General features: G+C 64.9%; 14 protein-coding genes. 11 read left to right on the top strand and 3 right to left on the bottom strand.

What is annotated here, in order from left to right; genetic code table 11:
- The first annotated feature begins 2 nt into the window (after window positions 1-2).
- Both M2427_RS28755 and M2427_RS28750 read left to right on the top strand, forming a co-directional pair.
- Entirely contained in the window at window positions 3-1,247 is a 1,245-nt protein-coding gene (locus M2427_RS28755) for a glycosyltransferase family 4 protein (RefSeq protein ID WP_280710250.1), read from the top strand.
- Window positions 1,244-2,191 carry an NAD-dependent epimerase/dehydratase family protein gene (locus M2427_RS28750; protein ID WP_280710249.1) on the top strand — a complete coding sequence of 316 codons (948 nt, stop codon included), beginning with the start codon at window positions 1,244-1,246 and terminating at the stop codon, window positions 2,189-2,191. The genes M2427_RS28755 and M2427_RS28750 overlap by 4 nt, the downstream gene beginning before the upstream one ends.
- On the opposite strand, the gene M2427_RS28745 is transcribed toward M2427_RS28750, so the two are convergent.
- Window positions 2,179-3,159: a glycosyltransferase family 4 protein gene (locus M2427_RS28745; RefSeq protein WP_280710295.1), complete on the bottom strand. Its 981-nt coding sequence runs from the start codon at window positions 3,157-3,159 to the stop codon at window positions 2,179-2,181. The genes M2427_RS28750 and M2427_RS28745 overlap by 13 nt on opposite strands.
- A 35-nt stretch (window positions 3,160-3,194) precedes the next feature.
- Window positions 3,195-4,154: a lysylphosphatidylglycerol synthase transmembrane domain-containing protein gene (locus tag M2427_RS28740; RefSeq protein WP_280710248.1), complete on the bottom strand. Its 960-nt coding sequence runs from the start codon at window positions 4,152-4,154 to the stop codon at window positions 3,195-3,197.
- A 224-nt stretch (window positions 4,155-4,378) separates the two neighbouring features.
- On the opposite strand from M2427_RS28740, the gene M2427_RS28735 reads away from it, so the two are divergent.
- The 5 genes from M2427_RS28735 (at window position 4,379) to murJ (ending at window position 10,994) form a co-directional block, all read left to right on the top strand.
- A complete protein-coding gene (locus tag M2427_RS28735; protein ID WP_280710247.1) occupies window positions 4,379-5,368 on the top strand; it encodes an SDR family NAD(P)-dependent oxidoreductase in 990 nt (329 codons plus the stop codon).
- 7 nt (window positions 5,369-5,375) lie between these two features.
- Entirely contained in the window at window positions 5,376-6,788 is a 1,413-nt protein-coding gene (locus M2427_RS28730; protein ID WP_280710246.1) for a mannose-1-phosphate guanylyltransferase/mannose-6-phosphate isomerase, read from the top strand.
- Window positions 6,789-6,970: 182 nt separating this feature from the next.
- Entirely contained in the window at window positions 6,971-7,975 is a 1,005-nt protein-coding gene (locus tag M2427_RS28725) for a Gfo/Idh/MocA family oxidoreductase (protein WP_280710245.1), read from the top strand.
- A gap of 52 nt (window positions 7,976-8,027) precedes the next feature.
- A complete protein-coding gene (locus M2427_RS28720) occupies window positions 8,028-9,179 on the top strand; it encodes a DegT/DnrJ/EryC1/StrS family aminotransferase (protein ID WP_280710244.1) in 1,152 nt (383 codons plus the stop codon).
- A 288-nt stretch (window positions 9,180-9,467) separates the two neighbouring features.
- Window positions 9,468-10,994 carry a murein biosynthesis integral membrane protein MurJ gene (gene murJ / locus M2427_RS28715; RefSeq protein WP_280710243.1) on the top strand — a complete coding sequence of 509 codons (1,527 nt, stop codon included), beginning with the start codon at window positions 9,468-9,470 and terminating at the stop codon, window positions 10,992-10,994.
- A gap of 21 nt (window positions 10,995-11,015) precedes the next feature.
- Here the strand turns inward: murJ and M2427_RS28710 are convergent, their stop codons facing one another.
- On the bottom strand, window positions 11,016-11,714 hold the full coding sequence (locus M2427_RS28710) for a helix-turn-helix domain-containing protein (protein WP_280710242.1): 699 nt from the start codon (window positions 11,712-11,714) through the stop codon (window positions 11,016-11,018).
- A gap of 243 nt (window positions 11,715-11,957) precedes the next feature.
- On the opposite strand from M2427_RS28710, the gene M2427_RS28705 reads away from it, so the two are divergent.
- From M2427_RS28705 to M2427_RS28690, 4 genes are all read left to right on the top strand, one after another.
- Complete coding sequence (locus M2427_RS28705; protein WP_280710241.1) at window positions 11,958-12,470, top strand: SRPBCC family protein; 513 nt, start codon at window positions 11,958-11,960, stop codon at window positions 12,468-12,470.
- A 48-nt stretch (window positions 12,471-12,518) separates the two neighbouring features.
- Window positions 12,519-12,944, top strand: a complete 426-nt coding sequence (locus tag M2427_RS28700) for a GFA family protein (RefSeq protein ID WP_280710240.1) — start codon at window positions 12,519-12,521, stop codon at window positions 12,942-12,944.
- Window positions 12,945-13,390: 446 nt separating this feature from the next.
- Window positions 13,391-13,774: a DUF1127 domain-containing protein gene (locus tag M2427_RS28695; RefSeq protein WP_280710239.1), complete on the top strand. Its 384-nt coding sequence runs from the start codon at window positions 13,391-13,393 to the stop codon at window positions 13,772-13,774.
- 146 nt (window positions 13,775-13,920) lie between these two features.
- Complete coding sequence (locus M2427_RS28690; protein WP_280710238.1) at window positions 13,921-16,230, top strand: xanthine dehydrogenase family protein molybdopterin-binding subunit; 2,310 nt, start codon at window positions 13,921-13,923, stop codon at window positions 16,228-16,230.
- Window positions 16,231-16,248 lie beyond the last annotated feature (18 nt).

Genomic DNA, 16,248 nt, shown 5'->3' with positions numbered 1-16,248 from the left:
CCATGCAGCCTCTAGACAAGATCGAAGGCAAGATCGCGGGCAAGATCGTCGTCGCGAGCCAGCATTATCCGCCGGATCCGAGCACGACCGCGGCGATCATGGCCGAGATCGCCTGTCGCCTCGCTAGGGAGCACGAGGTCGTCGTGCTGTCCGGCTCGCCGGGCGCGCTGCCGGAATCGCAGACCGGTCCGGGCAAGCCGCGCGTCGTCGCCGTCAAGAACCGGATGGCGGGAAAGGCGGCGCTGGTCCGTCGCGGCTTGTCGGAGCTGCTGTTTGCGCTGCGCATCTTCATCGCGCTGCTGCGGTGCTTGCGGCACGGCGACGTCGTGCTCACCGTCACCGCGCCATTCATGCTGCCCTACACTGTCGCGGCTGCCGCATGGCTCAAGGGCGCGCGCTCGGCGCTGATCCTGCACGACCTCTTTCCCGACGTGCTGGTGATGGCCGGCCTGTTGAAGCCGCGTTCGGTCGTGGCAGGCGTGATGCGCGCCGCCAACAGCCTGATGTTCCGTGCGCTCAATGCCGTCATCACCATCGGCCGCGATGCGGAAGCGCCGCTGCTCGCCTATGCCGGCATGACGCGGAACAAGATCCGCTTCATCCCGAACTGGGCGACGCTCGTGCCCGCGGCACGGCCGCTGACATCGGACAATCCATTCCGCAAGACAATGGAGGCCCGCTTCATCGTCGGGCTGTCAGGCAATCTCGGCTTCACCCATGATCCTGACATCGTGTTCGAGGCGGCGCGCCTGCTCAAGGACGAGCCGGACATTCGTTTCCTGCTCTCCGGCTGGGGCATCGGCTTCGAGCGGCTGAAGCAATTGCAGAACGAGGCCAACCTGCCCAACGTCCGCTTCGTGGCGCGGGTCCAGGATGCCGAGCTCGAGGCATTCCTGGCCGCGGCCGACCTCTGGGTCATCCCGTACCGGAAGGACGTGGCGGGGGTGTCGGTTCCAAGCCGCTTCTATAATCTGCTGGCCGTCGGCCGCCCCGTCGTGCTGGTCTCGGAGCCCGAGGCCGAGGCCGCCCTGACGGTGGTCGAGAACGGGCTCGGCTGGGTGGTGACGCCGGGCCGTGCCGATCAGCTCGCAGACGCGATCCGCACCGCATCGCATTCCCTTGACGGCGCCATGGCGGCGCGGGCGGTGAAGGCGGCCGCGAGATTCGATCGCAATGTTGCGATGAACGCCTATGCCGGTGTGATCGACGAGTTGTTGCGCAACCCTGTTCTTTCGGAGCAACGATGAGCACACGGAAACCGGTCGTGCTGGTGACGGGAGCGAGCGGCTTCGTCGGCCGCCACGTCGCGCCCGCGCTGGCGCGCGAAGGATGGTCGGTCCGCCGTGCGGTCCGCAGCCCGGAGGGCTTGGACGACGAGGTCGTGATCAAATCGATCGGCCCCGATACCGATTGGACAGCCGCGCTGGAGGGCGTCGACGCGGTCGTCCATCTCGCCGCGCGCGTGCATCACAAGCACGAGGAGCATGCGGTCCAGCTCTACCGCAACGTCAACATCACCGGGACGCTGCATCTGGCGCGCTCTGCGGCCAGGGCCGGCGTGCGCCGGTTCATCTTCGTCAGCACGGTTCTCGTCCATGGCCGGAGCAACCAGGGCCGGGCTCCGTTCAGCGAGGGCGATGTCCTGACGCCGCGCAGCCTTTACGGCATGTCCAAGGCCGCGGCCGAGGCAGGCTTGCGGACGCTGGCGCGCGACAGCGACATGAAGATCTCGGTGATCAGGCCGCCGCTGGTCTATGGCGCGGGCGCCAAGGGTAATTTCGCGCTGCTGACGCGCGCGGTGAATTTGGGATTGCCGCTGCCCTTTGCCGCGATCCGCAATCATCGCGCCTTCCTGGCGGTGCAGAACCTCTCGTCCTTCATCCGGTTCAGGCTTGCCGAGCCCGACCCCGCGAGCAATTTCGAGATATTTCTGGTGGCTGACAGGGAGCAGATCTCGACGCCGGAATTCATCGAGCGTCTGGCCAAGGCGTCCGGCAAGAGCCCGCGTCTGTTCGGGATGCCGCCGAAATTGTTGGGCTCACTGCTCGTCGTGCTGGGCCGGCAGGATACGCATGACAGCCTGATCGGCTCGCTCGAGCTCGACGTGTCCAAGGCGATCGCGACGGGATGGCAGCCGGAGGTGTCGCTCGACGAGGGACTTCGCCTGGCGCTGTCGGCTCAGGACGCCTGAGGGCGCGAGAACCGCAGCAGCACGAAAGCGACCGCCATCGCGGCCGCCAGCAGCGCGATCAGCGTGATCGTCACCGAGCCGGCGCGGACCGTGAGGAGCGCAAGTGCCGCCAGTGCGAGGTTGAGCGCAAACACGTCGCCGGTGACACGGGACACTGTGAAGCCGTTGTCGGTGGCACGCTGGTAGAAGTGCGAACGATGCGGCGACCAGAATTGCTCGCGGCGCGCGATGCGGCGGAACAGCGTGATGGTGGCATCCGCGAGGTAATAGGCCGGCAGCAGCAGCGCGGCGGCGGGTTGCCCGTGCCAGGCAAGCTCGAGCAGGCACCAGCCGACCAGAAGCCCGATCGGCAGGCTGCCGACATCGCCCAGGAAGACTTTTGCGACCGGCTTGTTGAAGGGCGCAAAGCCGAGCATGGCGCCGCACAGGGCGGTGGCGAGCAGCGCGGCGGACAGCGAGAGGTCGCCAGACCAGCCGAGCAGCCCGAGCGCGGCCGTCACAGGCACCACCTCCGCCACCGTCATCAGGTCGAGCCCGTCCATGAAATTGACGAGGTTCACGAACCAGACGGCGCCGAGGAGAATGAGGATTCGTTCAACGACAAGCGGCAGGACTGGAACGATCCGTAGCGTTTCCGGTGTCGTGAAGACGACGGCGGCAACAGCTCCCGCCTGCAACAGGAGCCGGAGCACGACAGGCAGAGGCCTGATGTCGTCGACGAGCCCGACCGCGGCCAGCAGCAGGGCCGAGCCGATCACGGGCAGCGGGATCCAGGCGAGAGCCCCAGCCACGAGCAGGGTGGCTGCGACAACCGCGATGCCCGCGCCCTGCGGTGTCGGGACTTTGTGCGACGAACGCGCGTTCGGACGAGCCAGCGCGTAACGCTGTAGCAGCGGCATGCTCAGCCAGGTGGTGCAGGCGGAGATCAGCGCAGCCAGCACAGCCGGCGCGAGCGCGAGCAGCACCAGTCCGGTCGTCCCTCCCTGCGGCGCGAAGAACGTCGTCACTCCGGAACCCCGAGCTGGGCCGAGCCCTGCGCGGCTTTCTCGGCGCTCAGGATCCAGACCAGGCCGCCGAACGCGCCGACGATGAAGGAGACTGCGCCGAACAGCAGCGAGACATTGACGCCTTCGTTGGCGGCAAGCCCCGCGAAGCCGAAGGCCAGACTCATGCTGGCCTCGCGGACGCCCCAGCCGGCGATCGAGATCGGCATCAAGGTGATCAGCATCACCGGCGGCACCAGCAGGAAGACCTGGGCGAAGCTGACCGGGGCAGCGATCGACTGCACCACGCACCAGGCGATGACGACCGCGAGCACGTGGACCAGCAGCGACAGGAGCGCGACGATCGGCCCGCGGGTGCGGTTGAAGACGACGCGGTTGGCGATGACGGCACAGGCGTGGATGTGGTGGGTGGCCCACCACGTCTTCAGCCAGCGCCATTTCAGCGCGCCGAAGATCAGAAAGCCGATGCCGCCCGCAAGCGCCGCGAAGTCGACGAAGAGCAGCGCCGAGCGGCCGTTCGGATCGGTGATGAGCCGGTAGCTCCAGGGCAGGCTCGCGACGATGAGGATTGCGAGGGCGACGAGGCCGATCGCGCGATCGACGAAGATCGAATAGGTCGCAGCGCGCCATCCGGCGCCGGCGCGCGCCACCAGCCACAGCCGGACCGCATCGCCGCCGATCGCGGACGGCAGGGTCTGGTTGAAGAAGGAGCCGATCACGTTGTAGCGCATGGCGCGGCCGAGCTCGAGCGGCGCGCCGCATGCGGCGCTGACCTCGCGCCAGCGCAGCACTCCGACGAATATCTGCAGGAATGTCGCTGAAATCGCCATGCCGATCCAGAACAGGCTTGACGCGGTGAAGCGCGACAACAGCTCGGTCAGGTCGACCTTGCGCAACGCCAGATACAGCAGCGCCGCGGAGATCAGGATTTTTGCCGTCGAAAGCAGGATTCGGCGCATCTCGCCCGCATGAACAGGGTTGGCGAAGGTTGAGGTCACCCGACGCCAGGCGCCGAATTTGGCCGCTTTGGTATGGTCTTGGCGCCGATCTTGCAATAGCCCTGATCAGAGCACTTATGCGAGCGCTTGCGAGAGACGTTATGTCGGTCTGAGGGCTGTTGCGCCCCCTCGATACCGGCTAAAGAGGCGCCGCGGGCAGGCCTCTGGGATCGCTTGGGAACACGATGACGGATCGGACGATTTTGGTGACGGGCGCCGCCGGTTTCATCGGCTTTCACGTGGCCCGGCAGCTGCTGGCCGAGGGGCGGGCCGTGGTCGGCCTCGACAGTCTCAACAGCTATTACGATCCGGCGCTGAAACAGGCGCGCCTCGCGCTGCTCGAGAAGGAGGAACGCTTCTCCTTCGTGCGGGCGGACCTCGCCGATCGCGAGACGATGGCGGCGCTGTTTGCGCGGCATCGCTTTGCCGAGGTCGTGCATCTCGCAGCCCAGGCCGGTGTGCGTTATTCGATCGACCACCCGCAGAGCTACGTCGAGTCCAACCTGCAAGGCTTCCTCAACGTGCTCGAGGGCTGCCGGAACAACGGTTGTCGTCATCTCGTCTACGCCTCGTCATCATCCGTTTATGGCGCCAACACCAAACTGCCATTTTCCGTGCAGGACCGGACCGATCATCCCGTGAGCTTCTATGCCGCGACCAAGAAGGCGAACGAGGTGATGGCGCAGTCCTACAGCCATCTGTACCGGCTGCCGGTCACGGGCTTGCGTTTCTTTACCATCTACGGCCCGTGGGGACGGCCCGATATGGCCATGTTTCTCTTCGTAAACGCCATCATGGCGGGCAAGCCGATCCGGCTCTTTAACCATGGCAGGATGCGCCGCGACTTCACCTATGTTGACGACGTCACACGTGTAGTATCCAAGCTGATCGATCTTGTGCCTGCGGATAATCCGGCTGCCGCAAATGCGCCGTCTCGGCTCTACAATGTCGGAAACCACCGCCCTGAAGAGCTGATGCATCTCGTTGGACTTCTGGAGCGGGAGCTGGGTCGGACGGCGGTCAAGGAATCGCTGCCGATGCAGCCCGGAGACGTGGTGGAAACGTTCGCGGATGTCGAGGATCTGATGCGCGACACCGGCTTTGCACCGTCAACGCCGATCGAGCACGGAGTCCACAATTTTGTCACCTGGTATCGGGACTACTACAAGGTTTGAAATGGCGATGGACAAACGCATTATCCCCCTGGTCATGTGTGGCGGTGCCGGCACGCGGCTGTGGCCGGCCTCGCGCGAGGTGCGCCCAAAACAGTTCCTGCCGCTGTTCGGCGCGCGCTCGACCTTCCAGGACACATTGCTGCGCGTCTCCGACGCCGCGCTGTTCGATCGCCCTGTTGTCATCACCAACGCCTCCTATCGCTTCATGGTGCTGGAGCAGCTCGCCGAGATCGGCATCGAGGCCGACGTGCTCCTCGAGCCGATGCGCCGCGATTCCGGCCCCGCGATCGCCGCCGGAGCCGTGTTCGCGCAAACGCGCACCAGTGAAGCGATCGTGCTGGCGCTTGCCGCCGACCACGTCGTGCAGGACAACGCCGCCTTCGTCGCGGCCTGCCGCGAGGGCCTCGCGGCCGCGAGCACCGGGCGCATCGTCACCTTCGGCGTCAAGCCGGAGCGGCCCGCGACCGAATACGGCTATATCAGCCCGGGTGAAGTGATCACGGGCGAAGTGCACGCGGTTGCGCGCTTCGTCGAAAAGCCGGATGCGGTGAAGGCCGCCGATTACGTCAGTTCCGGTTATCTCTGGAACAGCGGCAACTTCATGTTCCCGGCAGCGCTGCTGCTCGACGAATACCGCAAGGTCGATGCGGCGAGCGTGGATGCGGTGTCCTCAGCGGTTGCCAATGCCGGCCGCGATCTCGGCTTCGTGACGTTGGAGCCGAAGGCTTTCGGCGCGGCCAAGGCGATCTCGATCGACTATGCCGTGATGGAAAAGACCTCGCGCGCCGCCGTGGTGCCGGTGTCGTGCGGCTGGTCCGACGTCGGATCCTGGCACGCGGTGTGGGAATTGTCGGAGAAGGACGCGCAAGGCAACGCCGCGCATGGCACCGCCGTGTTCGAGGATTCACGCAACTGCAACGTCACCACCGATTCCGCGCTGGTCGCGCTCGAAGGCGTCGATGATCTCGTCGTAGTCGCGACGGCGGATGCGGTGCTGGTCTCGCGGCAGAAGGATGCCAACGGCCTGAAGCGTCTCGTGACCAAGCTGAAAGCCGTCGCGCCGAAGGTCACCGAAGAGCATCTCAAGGTGCACCGGCCCTGGGGCAGCTACCAGTCGGTCGACAATGGCGAGCGCCACCAGGTCAAGCGCATCGTCGTGAAGCCGGGCGGGCGTCTGTCGCTGCAGAAGCATCACCACCGCGCCGAGCACTGGATCGTGGTCCGGGGTGCGGCCCGCGTCACCGTGAACGAGACCGTGAAGACGGTGCACGAGAACGAGTCCATCTACATCCCGATGGGCGCGGTCCACCGGATGGAGAATCCCGGCAAGATCATGCTGGAACTGATCGAGGTCCAGACCGGCTCCTATCTCGGGGAAGACGACATCATCCGGATTGAAGACGACTATCAAAGGTCGTAACCAGCAAGCTCCGAATCACGGGATCCGGGCCTGAAAAGCCCGCCTTGGGCGCCTTAAGGCCCGGAGAACGTGTAATTTTTTGAATCAAATCGTGTCCGGGCTGTTGGGCCGGCATTCGCCACATCTGTGGCACCCGTGCTAGAAGCGGCCCGGGGATTTGCGTTGAATCGGGGTTTGCTCAGATGAGTTCCAAGGGATCACAACCGGCCAAGGCCGGCCTGCGCGTCGGCGTCATCGGAGCGGGCGTGATGGGCAGCAACCATGCGCGCGTGCTGAGCGGTCTGCCCGGCGTCAGCCTGGTCGGCGTGGTCGATCCTTCGCCGGCGCATCGGATGCGCGCGATGGAGCTTGCCAATTGCGCGAGCTTCGAGACGCTCGACCAGCTCCTCGCCGAGGGCGTCGATGCCGTCACCATCGCGGCGCCGACCCATCTGCATCACGAGGTCTCGCTCGCCTGCATCGCCAGGAACACTCATGTGCTGGTCGAGAAGCCGATTGCGTCCACGGTCGAAGAGGGCCGCGAGATCGTCGCCGCCGCGCAAAAGGCCGGCGTCACGCTGATGGTCGGCCATGTCGAGCGCTTCAATCCGGCGGTCGCCGCCGTCAAGCAGGCGATCGCGGGTGAGGACATTCTCTCCATCGCGATCACGCGCGTCGGCCCGTTCCCGCCGCGCATGTCCAATGTCGGCGTCGTCATCGATCTTGCCGTGCACGACATCGACCTGATCCGCTGGTTCACCGAATCCGACATCGTCGAGGTGCAGCCGCAGCTGTCGAGCGCGGTCGCCGAGCGCGAGGACATCGCGCTGCTGCAGTTCCGCACCGCCAACGGCGTGCTCGCGCACATCAACACGAACTGGCTGACGCCGTTCAAGGCGCGCAGCGTCACGGTCGCGACGCGCGGCAAATACGTGATGGGCGATCTGCTGACGCGCCAGGTCACCGAATGCTTCGGCTTCAAGCCGGACGGCAGCTATTCGATGCGGCATCTGCCGGTCGGCCATGACGAGCCGCTGCGCGCCGAGTTGATCGCCTTCCTCAAGGCCGTGCGCAACGGCGAGACGCCGGCGGTCACCGGCGACGAAGGCGTCGCCAGCCTCGAGATCGCAACGCAGTGCCTCGAGACGCCGTCGCGGCCCGCCGCCACCTCGCCCGCCCGCAAGGGCCCGCGCCGCGTCGCCGGCTAAAACCCTTTCCATGTCGGCCGCTCAAAACCCGCAAGACAATCGACAAGGCGTCATGAACCAGCATCTGCGTTCCGAACCCATTCCCTTCATCGACGTCGCTTCGCAGCGCGCCCGGCTCGGCGCCTCGCTCGACGCCGCCGTCAAGCGCGTGATGGACCACTGCCAGTTCGTCAACGGCCCTGAGGTCTTCGAACTCGAGAAGCAGCTTGCGGCCTATTGCGGCGCCAAGCACGTGGTGGCCTGCTCCAACGGCACCGACGCGCTTCTGATGGTGCTGATGGCGAAGAACGTCGGGCCCGGCGATGCGGTGCTGTGTCCCTCCTTCACCTTCATTGCGACCGCGTCGCCGGCGGCACGGACCGGCGCGACGCCTGTTTATGTCGACGTCGATGAGACGACCTTCAACATGAGCCCGGAGTCGCTCAGGCGCGGTATTGCGGCTGCGCGCAAGGCCGGTTTGAGGCCTGTCGCGGTCATTCCGGTCGATCTGTTCGGACAGCCTGCCGACCACGATGCCATCGCCGAGATCGCCGGGGCTGAAGGCATGTTCGTGATCGATGACGCCGCGCAAGGTTTTGGCGCGAGCTACAAGGGGCGCAAGCTCGGCACCTTCGGGCTCGCCACCACGACCAGCTTCTTCCCGGCAAAGCCGCTGGGCTGCTTCGGCGACGGCGGCGCAATCCTGACTGATGACGACGACCTCGCGGCGACGCTGCGCAGCATCCGCGTGCACGGGCAGGGCGTCGACAAATACGACAACGTCCGACTTGGCCTCACCGGCCGGCTCGATACCATGCAGGCCGCGATCCTGATCGAGAAGCTGAAGATCTTCGACGACGAGATCGCCGCCCGCAACAAGGTCGCCGACCGCTATGCGAGGGGCCTGTCCAACGTGGTCACCGTGCCGCGTCTCAGCCCCGGCAATACCTCGGTCTGGGCGCAGTACACCATCCGCCTGCCTGAAGGCACCGATCGCGACGGCTTCGCCGCCGCGCTGAAGGCCCAGGGCGTGCCGACTGCGGTCTATTACGGCAAGTCGATGCATCAGCAGTCCGCCTACAAGCTGTATCCGGTCGCTGAGGGCGGCCTGCCGGGTTGCGAGAGCCTGTCGCAGGACGTCATCAGCCTGCCGATGCACGCCTATCTGACCGAAGCCGATCAGGAACGAATCATCGCCGCCGTCCGCGGCGCGATCGCGGGTTGACGCGCCCGTCGTCATGCCCGGGCTTGTCCCGCCTGCGCGGCCGAAGCCGCTTCGGCGCGGCGAAGGCCCGGGCATCCACGTTCTTCGAGTGCATGACAAGGCGTGGATGGCCGGGACATAGGCAAGCGGAAGCGACGCCGTCCTTCGGACGGCTATGCCCGGCCATGACGCTGTGGATACTGCCGGCGTCTCTAACGCGCCCCGTTTGTGCATTTCCTGCAGAAAAGTTGCAAACCTTCCACACTGCTAGCACCTAGACCTAATCGCGCCATGCTCTAAAACAGACGCATGCTCGGACGCATCTTCACGGTTGGTGGTTACACGCTGCTGTCGCGGCTGACGGGATTTGCCCGCGACATCATGCTCGCGGCGATCCTCGGCGCCGGCCCGGTGGCCGACGCCTTTTTCGTGGCGCTACGGCTGCCCAACCATTTTCGTGCGATCTTCGCCGAAGGCGCCTTCAACGCCGCCTGGGTGCCGGCCTATGCGCACGTCCATGGCGAGAAAGGGGAGGCGGCAGCACACCTGTTCGCCGACCGCATCTTCACGCTGTTGCTGGCCTCGCAGGTGGTGCTGTTGATCGTCGCCTGGCTGTTCATGCCGCAGGCCATGAGCATTCTGGCGCCGGGCTTTTCCGAGGATGCCGAGCAGCGCAAGCTCGCGATCGAGCTGACCCGGATCACCTTTCCTTATCTCCTGCTGATCACGCTGGTGACGCTCTATGGCGGCATGCTCAACGTAATGCAGCGCTTTGCCAGCGCTGCGGCCGCGTCGATCTTCCTCAACGTCGCGATGATGATGACGCTGGCGGTTGCCGTCTGGTTTCCGACTGCGGGCCACGCCGCTGCCTGGGGCGTGCTGATCTCCGGCTTCCTGCAATATTTCCTGCTCGCCGGCGATCTCGCCTTCCACGGCGGCCTGCCGCGCTTTGCGCCGCTCAAGCTCGACGAAGACGTCCGCGGCTTTTTCAAAGCGCTCGGGCCGGCGACGCTGGGCTCGATGGGCACGCAGGTCGCGCTGTTCGCCGACACCATCATCGCGACCTTCCTGCCGGCGGGCGCGCTCTCGGCGCTGTATTACGCCGACCGCCTCAATCAATTGCCGATCGGCGTGATCGGCATCGCCATCGGCACGGTGCTGTTGCCGGAGATGTCGAAACGGATCACGGCCAACGACCATGACGGTGCGATGACCGCACAGCGGCGGGCCTTCGATTTCACGCTGGTGTTCTCGATACCGTTCGTCGCGGCCTTCCTCACCGTGCCCGACGAGATCATGCGCGCGCTGTTCGCGCGCGGCGCGTTCTCCAAGTCCGATGCCGCGGCCGCGGGTGCGACGCTCGCGGCCTACGCCATCGGCCTCATTCCGTTCGTGCTGATCCGCAGCGCGGTCGCCACCTTCTATGCCCGCAAGGATACCGCGACACCGGTCCGCGCTTCACTGACGGGCATCGCGGTCAACGTCGCCCTGAAGGTCGCCTTGATGGGATCGCTCGCCCAGATCGGCCTTGCGCTGGCGACCGCCGCCGGCGTCTGGACCAATCTCTTGCTGGTGCTGTTCTTCGCCGTGCGGCGCGGCTTTCTCGTGTTCGACCGGGCCTGGCTGACGTCGCTCGGCAAATTCCTGCTGACCGGCATCATACTCGCGGCCGCCTTCCGGCTGATCGCGCGTGTCGGTGGCTCTGCGCTGGGCGCGATGCATTTCCACGATGAAGTGGTGCTGGTGCTGCTGGCGGTCGGGGGCACGATGGTCTATGGGCTCGCGATCCTCGTTCTGTTCGGGCGCAGCTGGCTGGTGTCACTGGTGCGCGGCTAGACGCGAGCGAACGGTCGGTCTTCAGCTCGCCAGTTTTCTCTCCTTGGCAAACGGGCTGAGACCAAGCCAGGTTTGCATCGAGGATGCGATTTGCCGGTCGCCGGTCAGAATCATCCGACGGCTGCCCACGGCCGCCCGGACCGTGTCGAGCCCCATCCAGATCGCAGTCATGCTGCGCAGATCGACGGAAATATAGAGGTCGACGTCAAATCCGGGATCGACCGAGCACAGATCGACGCCTTCCTCGGGATCGACGATCAGCCACCAGTGTCGTTGGGTCGCCGAAAGCTCGGGGTAGACGAACTGGATGATGTTTCGCCGCCTCGGCATCGGCGTCGGATTCAGATTTCGCCGCATATCCCACATCAGCAATTGAACGTCGAGGTGCTGGAGCGACAGGTCGGCCTTGATCCGGCGTTGGCCCCAGATTCCAAATCCTTCGACGATGGGCGTGAGTTCACGTCCGGCCGGCGTCAGCCGATATTCATGGACGCCAGGCTCCGAAACCAATGCTTCCCGCGCGACAATCCCCGCAGACTCGAGATCCTTGAGCCGCTGCGATAGCAGCGCGGGCGACATCCGGGGGACACCACGTCGCAGATCGTTGAAGCGCGTCGAGCCGGCCATCAGCTCTCGCAGCAGCACCACAGTCCAGCGTGTACACAGAACCTCGGCGGCCATTGCGACGGGACAGAACTGCTTGTAGCTGCCAGCAGCCATGTTCTCTCTCCTTGTGGACCATTTGCGAAACGTACTGCCGAATTCGCTCCGGCTTCCAGTTCAAAATCTGTACCGGCATCGATTCAGTTCGTGAACTAGTGGCGCGCAGAGGGCCCCTGCTACCTCTCGGCAATGCGGACTTGTCAGTAACGGACTTGGACCGCTCCACCGGGCTTAGAGGACCGTCGCGACAATTCGGCCGAGAGCCTCATGGCATCAACTCACAATGACAAGGTAATTGCGATGATAAGGATTTTCTGCACGCCCAGGCTCTCCGTGGCGAGCGCTGCGTTGTTCGGCACCGTGTTGCTCCAATCGGGCACGGCATCCGCCATTGCAGCCACGATCACCCGTAGCGTTGACGTCAAGGCGTCCGCCCGGGACGTCTGGTCGCTGATCGGGCCGTTCTGCGCGATCAAGGATTGGCTGCCCCCGGTGGGTCAGTGCATCGAGGACGGCAAGGCGCCATCGACGCGCATTCTCGTCACGAAGGACGGGAAGGCCGCTTTCGTCGAGACGCAGGTCGCTCGGAATGAAGCCGACTACAGCTACTCCTACAAGTTTCTGACGAGCCCTCTTCCCGTCTCGAACTACACCGCAACGATCAAGGTGACCGCCAAAGCCAACGGATCTTCCACCGTGACCTGGAACGGTTCCTATACGCCCGAACAAGGGCAGGAGAAGGCCGCCAGCGATGCATTGCTCGGCGTCTATGAAGCGGGTCTGGCCGAAATCCAGGCAAGGTTCGCGAGATAGGGCTGAAGCTTCAGACGTTCAACAGATCAGATCAAGGAGATCGACATCATGACGATTTACAGCGGCAAGTGCTTTTGCGGCGCGGTCGAAATCGAAGCGGAGGGAGCACCGGAGGCAATGGGATATTGCCATTGCGCGTCGTGCCGCTCCTGGTCGGCCGCCCCGGTGAACGCATTTACATTGTGGAAGCCGCAGAACGTGCGCGTGACCAAGGGTGCCGAGTTCGTCGCCACCTACGCACAATCGGAGCTGAGCCATCGGCAATCCTGCAAGCGCTGCGGAGGGCATCTCATGTGCGACCATCCGCCGCTTGGGCTCGTCGACGTGTACGCCGCCACATTGCCCACGCTGAAGTTCGCGCCGGGCGTGCACGTCAATTATTCCGAGACGGTGTTGCCGATCAGGGACGGCCTGCCGAAACTGAAGGATTTTCCCGCCGAGTTCGGAGGCTCAGGTGTCGCCGTTCCTGAATAACCCTCTGGTCTGGACGTTGATCGCGCTGATCTTGTCCATGGCCGGAATCCTTCATGACCTCGGCTGAACTCCTTCATAGGAGAGCGGCCGTCTCGTCGGCCGGCGATCTCTCTTCCGCGGCGTGCGGCCGCGGAAAAGAGACTTGCCTCGGTCGGTCCCTGCAACGCCATTTTGCGTGCTCACGAACACCTGCCGCTACTCGCCTGAAAGGAGTGCTTGGCTCCCATGCATCCCTTGATTTTGTACGATTCCCGTGCTATTCGGCTCGCATGATTAAATGCTCGCGCAAAGTCAACTTCAACCACATGACCCGCTTCGGCTGGGCCGTGGAAGGAGTCGTGCGCTAGCAATTCGACGACGACATCTCTTCCACCAGGCCCCGCCGGCATCGGACGGGGCCTTTTGTTTGGCCACGCTCCCTGCCGGCACAACAGCAGGAGCGTACGATGCCACCACAACTGACGGACATCTCACCCGGGATTGAGGCCGATGCCGCAAGGCGCGGCATCAACCTCTCGATCGTGCAGGCGAAGGATGCGATCGACCAGGCTTTGGCGGAGCGCCTCAAGGCGTCCGCTGCAGCGCTGGACAAGGAGGCCAGCGGACCTCCAGCCGCGCCGACGCGAGGCGTCATCGGCCTGCTCAAGCGGGCTTGGCGAGCGCTTCAGCAGCGGCGCCGGAGCTCGCTGACCTCCTTGGAGGACCTGAGCGAGAGGGAGCTGATCGATATCGGCCTGACCCGCGCCGAGATCGACTACCTCACGCCGAAGCGGGCGATCGACAAGCTGCGAGACAGCACGCGCGACCTGTGGATCCGTGGCGGGATGTAGATGAGCAAGTGCAGAACCGGACCTTGCGCTCCGGGAACACGGCGACGGACGGTTGGGCCGCTTGTTTTCGGGCGCTAATCCCGTTTGCACTGCCCCTTTTTCCACGGCAATATGCCGACAAAACAACCATAGGACGGGACAACAAAATGGCAGCCCCCATCAAGTTCGGCGTCGGCCAAAGCGTGCTGCGCAAGGAGGACGACGCGCTGATCCGCGGCAAGGGCCGCTATACCGACGATTATGCGCCGCAGGCCGCGCTGCGCTGCCTGATGCTTCGCTCGCCGCATGCGCACGCCAAATTCACCATCGATGCCGGCCGCGCCCGCGCCCTTCCTGGCGTCGCGCTGATTCTGACCGCCGCCGAGGTCGGGGATCTCGGCAATCTGCCGTGCCTGTTCAATTTCGAGACCGATCCCTTCACCGGCCCGCCTTACCCGATCCTCGCCAAGGACGAGGTGCGACATGTTGGCGATGCCGTCGCCTTCGTCGTCGCCGAGACCATCGATCAGGCCCGCGACGCGATCGAGGCCATTGACGTCAAATGGAGCCCGCTGCCTTCCGTGACCGGCGTCGTCAACGCCGTCAAGAAGGGCGCTCCGCAGGTCTGGCCGGACAAGCCGGGCAATGTGCTGTTCGACGTCTCGATCGGCGACAAGAAAGCCACGGAAACGGCCTTCGCCAAGGCGCATGCGGTCGCGGAAATCTCCATCGTCAATCCGCGCGTGGTCGCGAGCTTCATGGAGACGCGCGCGGCGGTCTGCGAATACGACGCGAAGAATGATCATTTGACGCTGACGGTCGGCAGCCAGGGCAGCCACCGCCTGCGCGACATCCTCTGCCAGAACGTGCTCAACATCCCGACCGACAAGATGCGGGTGATCTGCCCCGACGTCGGCGGCGGTTTCGGGACCAAGCTGTTCCCGTATCGTGAATACGCGTTGATGGCAGTTGCAGCGCGCAAGCTGAAGAAAGCCGTCAAATGGTCGGCCGATCGCTCCGAGCATTTCATGGGCGACGCGCAGGGCCGCGACAACGTCACCACGGCCAAGATGGCGCTGACTGAAGACGGCAAGTTCCTGGCGATGGATTGCGACCTGATGGGCGACATGGGCGCGTATCTGTCGACCTTCGGGCCCTATATCCCGCATGGTGGCGCCGGCATGCTGCCGGGCCTTTACGATATCCAGGCCTTCCACTGCCGCGTGCGCACCATCTTCACCAACAGCGTGCCTGTCGATGCCTATCGCGGCGCAGGCCGGCCCGAGGCCGCCTATGTGATCGAGCGTCTCGTCGATGCCAGCGCGCGAAAACTCGGCATGACGCCGGATGCGATCCGCCGCAAGAATTTCATCCAGCCGAAGGCGCTGCCCTACAAGACCGCGACCGGCAAGGTCTACGATTCCGGCGACTTCGCCGCGCATCTCAAGCGCGCGATGGAGATCGCCGACTGGAAGGAGTTTCCAAAGCGCGCCAAGGCGGCCAAGAAGCACGGCCTCATCCGCGGCATTGGGCTGGCGAGCTATGTCGAGGTCTGCGGTACCATGGGCGAGGAGACCGCCAATGTGCGGATGGATCCCAATGGCGACATCACCGTCCTGATCGGCACGCAGTCGAGCGGGCAGGGCCACCAGACCGCCTATGCGCAGATCGTCGCCGAGCAGTTCGGCGTCGCGCCGGAGCGTGTGCACGTCCACCAGGGCGACACCGCGATGATCGCCACGGGCCTCGGCACCGGCGGCTCGGCCTCGATTCCCTCAGGCGGCGTCAGCGTCGAACGCGCCACGCGCGAACTTGGCGAGAAGCTGAAGGCGATCGCGGCGCAGGCGCTGGAAGCCGGCGCCGGCGACCTCGAGATCACCGATGGCATCGTGCGCATCGCCGGTACCGACCGGTCGATCTCGTTCTCCGATCTGGCCAAGCGCGCGAGCGCCGATCCGTCGAAGCTGAACGCCAGCGCGACCTTCGCAAGCGCCGACGGCACCTATCCCAATGGCACCCATGTCGCGGAGGTCGAGATCGATCCGGCCACCGGCATCATCAAGATCGTGAACTACGTGATCGTCGACGATTTCGGCAAGACGCTCAATCCGCTGCTGCTGGCGGGCCAGGTGCATGGCGGCGCTATGCAGGGCATCGGCCAGGCCCTGATGGAACAGGTGGTCTATGGCGCCGGCGATGGCCAGCTCATCACCGCGACCTTCATGGACTACGCGCTGCCGCGCGCGGCCGACGGCCCGTCCTTCGTGTTCGAGACCAACAACATTCCCTGCACCACCAATCCGATGGGCGTGAAAGGCGCGGGCGAGGCCGGTGCGATCGGCTCCTGTCCGGCCGTCGTCAACGCCATCGTCGACGGGCTCTGGCGCGAATACAAGATCGACCACATCGACATGCCGGCGACGCCGGAGCGGGTGTGGATCGCGATCAGCGAGCACCATCGCCGCCACAGCCTGTAAAGCGGCCATTCGGCCCGC

The sequence above is a fragment of the Bradyrhizobium sp. BR13661 genome (assembly GCF_029892425.1).
Lineage (GTDB): Bacteria > Pseudomonadota > Alphaproteobacteria > Rhizobiales > Xanthobacteraceae > Bradyrhizobium.
The sequence above is the reverse complement of the archived record's forward strand: the minus strand, read 5'-3'. Positions and strand labels throughout refer to the sequence as shown.

What these genes read in the sequence shown, in the direction of transcription:
- M2427_RS28730 (WP_280710246.1), top strand. Translation starts at nt 5,376, where the DNA reads ATGGACAAACGCATTATCCCCCTGGTCATGTGTGGCGGTGCCGGCACG.
- M2427_RS28755 (WP_280710250.1), top strand. Translation starts at nt 3, where the DNA reads ATGCAGCCTCTAGACAAGATCGAAGGCAAGATCGCGGGCAAGATCGTC.
- M2427_RS28705 (WP_280710241.1), top strand. Translation starts at nt 11,958, where the DNA reads ATGATAAGGATTTTCTGCACGCCCAGGCTCTCCGTGGCGAGCGCTGCG.
- M2427_RS28750 (WP_280710249.1), top strand. Translation starts at nt 1,244, where the DNA reads ATGAGCACACGGAAACCGGTCGTGCTGGTGACGGGAGCGAGCGGCTTC.
- M2427_RS28740 (WP_280710248.1), bottom strand. Translation starts at nt 4,154, where the DNA reads ATGCGCCGAATCCTGCTTTCGACGGCAAAAATCCTGATCTCCGCGGCG.
- M2427_RS28720 (WP_280710244.1), top strand. Translation starts at nt 8,028, where the DNA reads ATGAACCAGCATCTGCGTTCCGAACCCATTCCCTTCATCGACGTCGCT.
- M2427_RS28695 (WP_280710239.1), top strand. Translation starts at nt 13,391, where the DNA reads ATGCCACCACAACTGACGGACATCTCACCCGGGATTGAGGCCGATGCC.
- M2427_RS28700 (WP_280710240.1), top strand. Translation starts at nt 12,519, where the DNA reads ATGACGATTTACAGCGGCAAGTGCTTTTGCGGCGCGGTCGAAATCGAA.
- M2427_RS28690 (WP_280710238.1), top strand. Translation starts at nt 13,921, where the DNA reads ATGGCAGCCCCCATCAAGTTCGGCGTCGGCCAAAGCGTGCTGCGCAAG.
- M2427_RS28725 (WP_280710245.1), top strand. Translation starts at nt 6,971, where the DNA reads ATGAGTTCCAAGGGATCACAACCGGCCAAGGCCGGCCTGCGCGTCGGC.
- murJ (WP_280710243.1), top strand. Translation starts at nt 9,468, where the DNA reads ATGCTCGGACGCATCTTCACGGTTGGTGGTTACACGCTGCTGTCGCGG.
- M2427_RS28710 (WP_280710242.1), bottom strand. Translation starts at nt 11,714, where the DNA reads ATGGCTGCTGGCAGCTACAAGCAGTTCTGTCCCGTCGCAATGGCCGCC.
- M2427_RS28735 (WP_280710247.1), top strand. Translation starts at nt 4,379, where the DNA reads ATGACGGATCGGACGATTTTGGTGACGGGCGCCGCCGGTTTCATCGGC.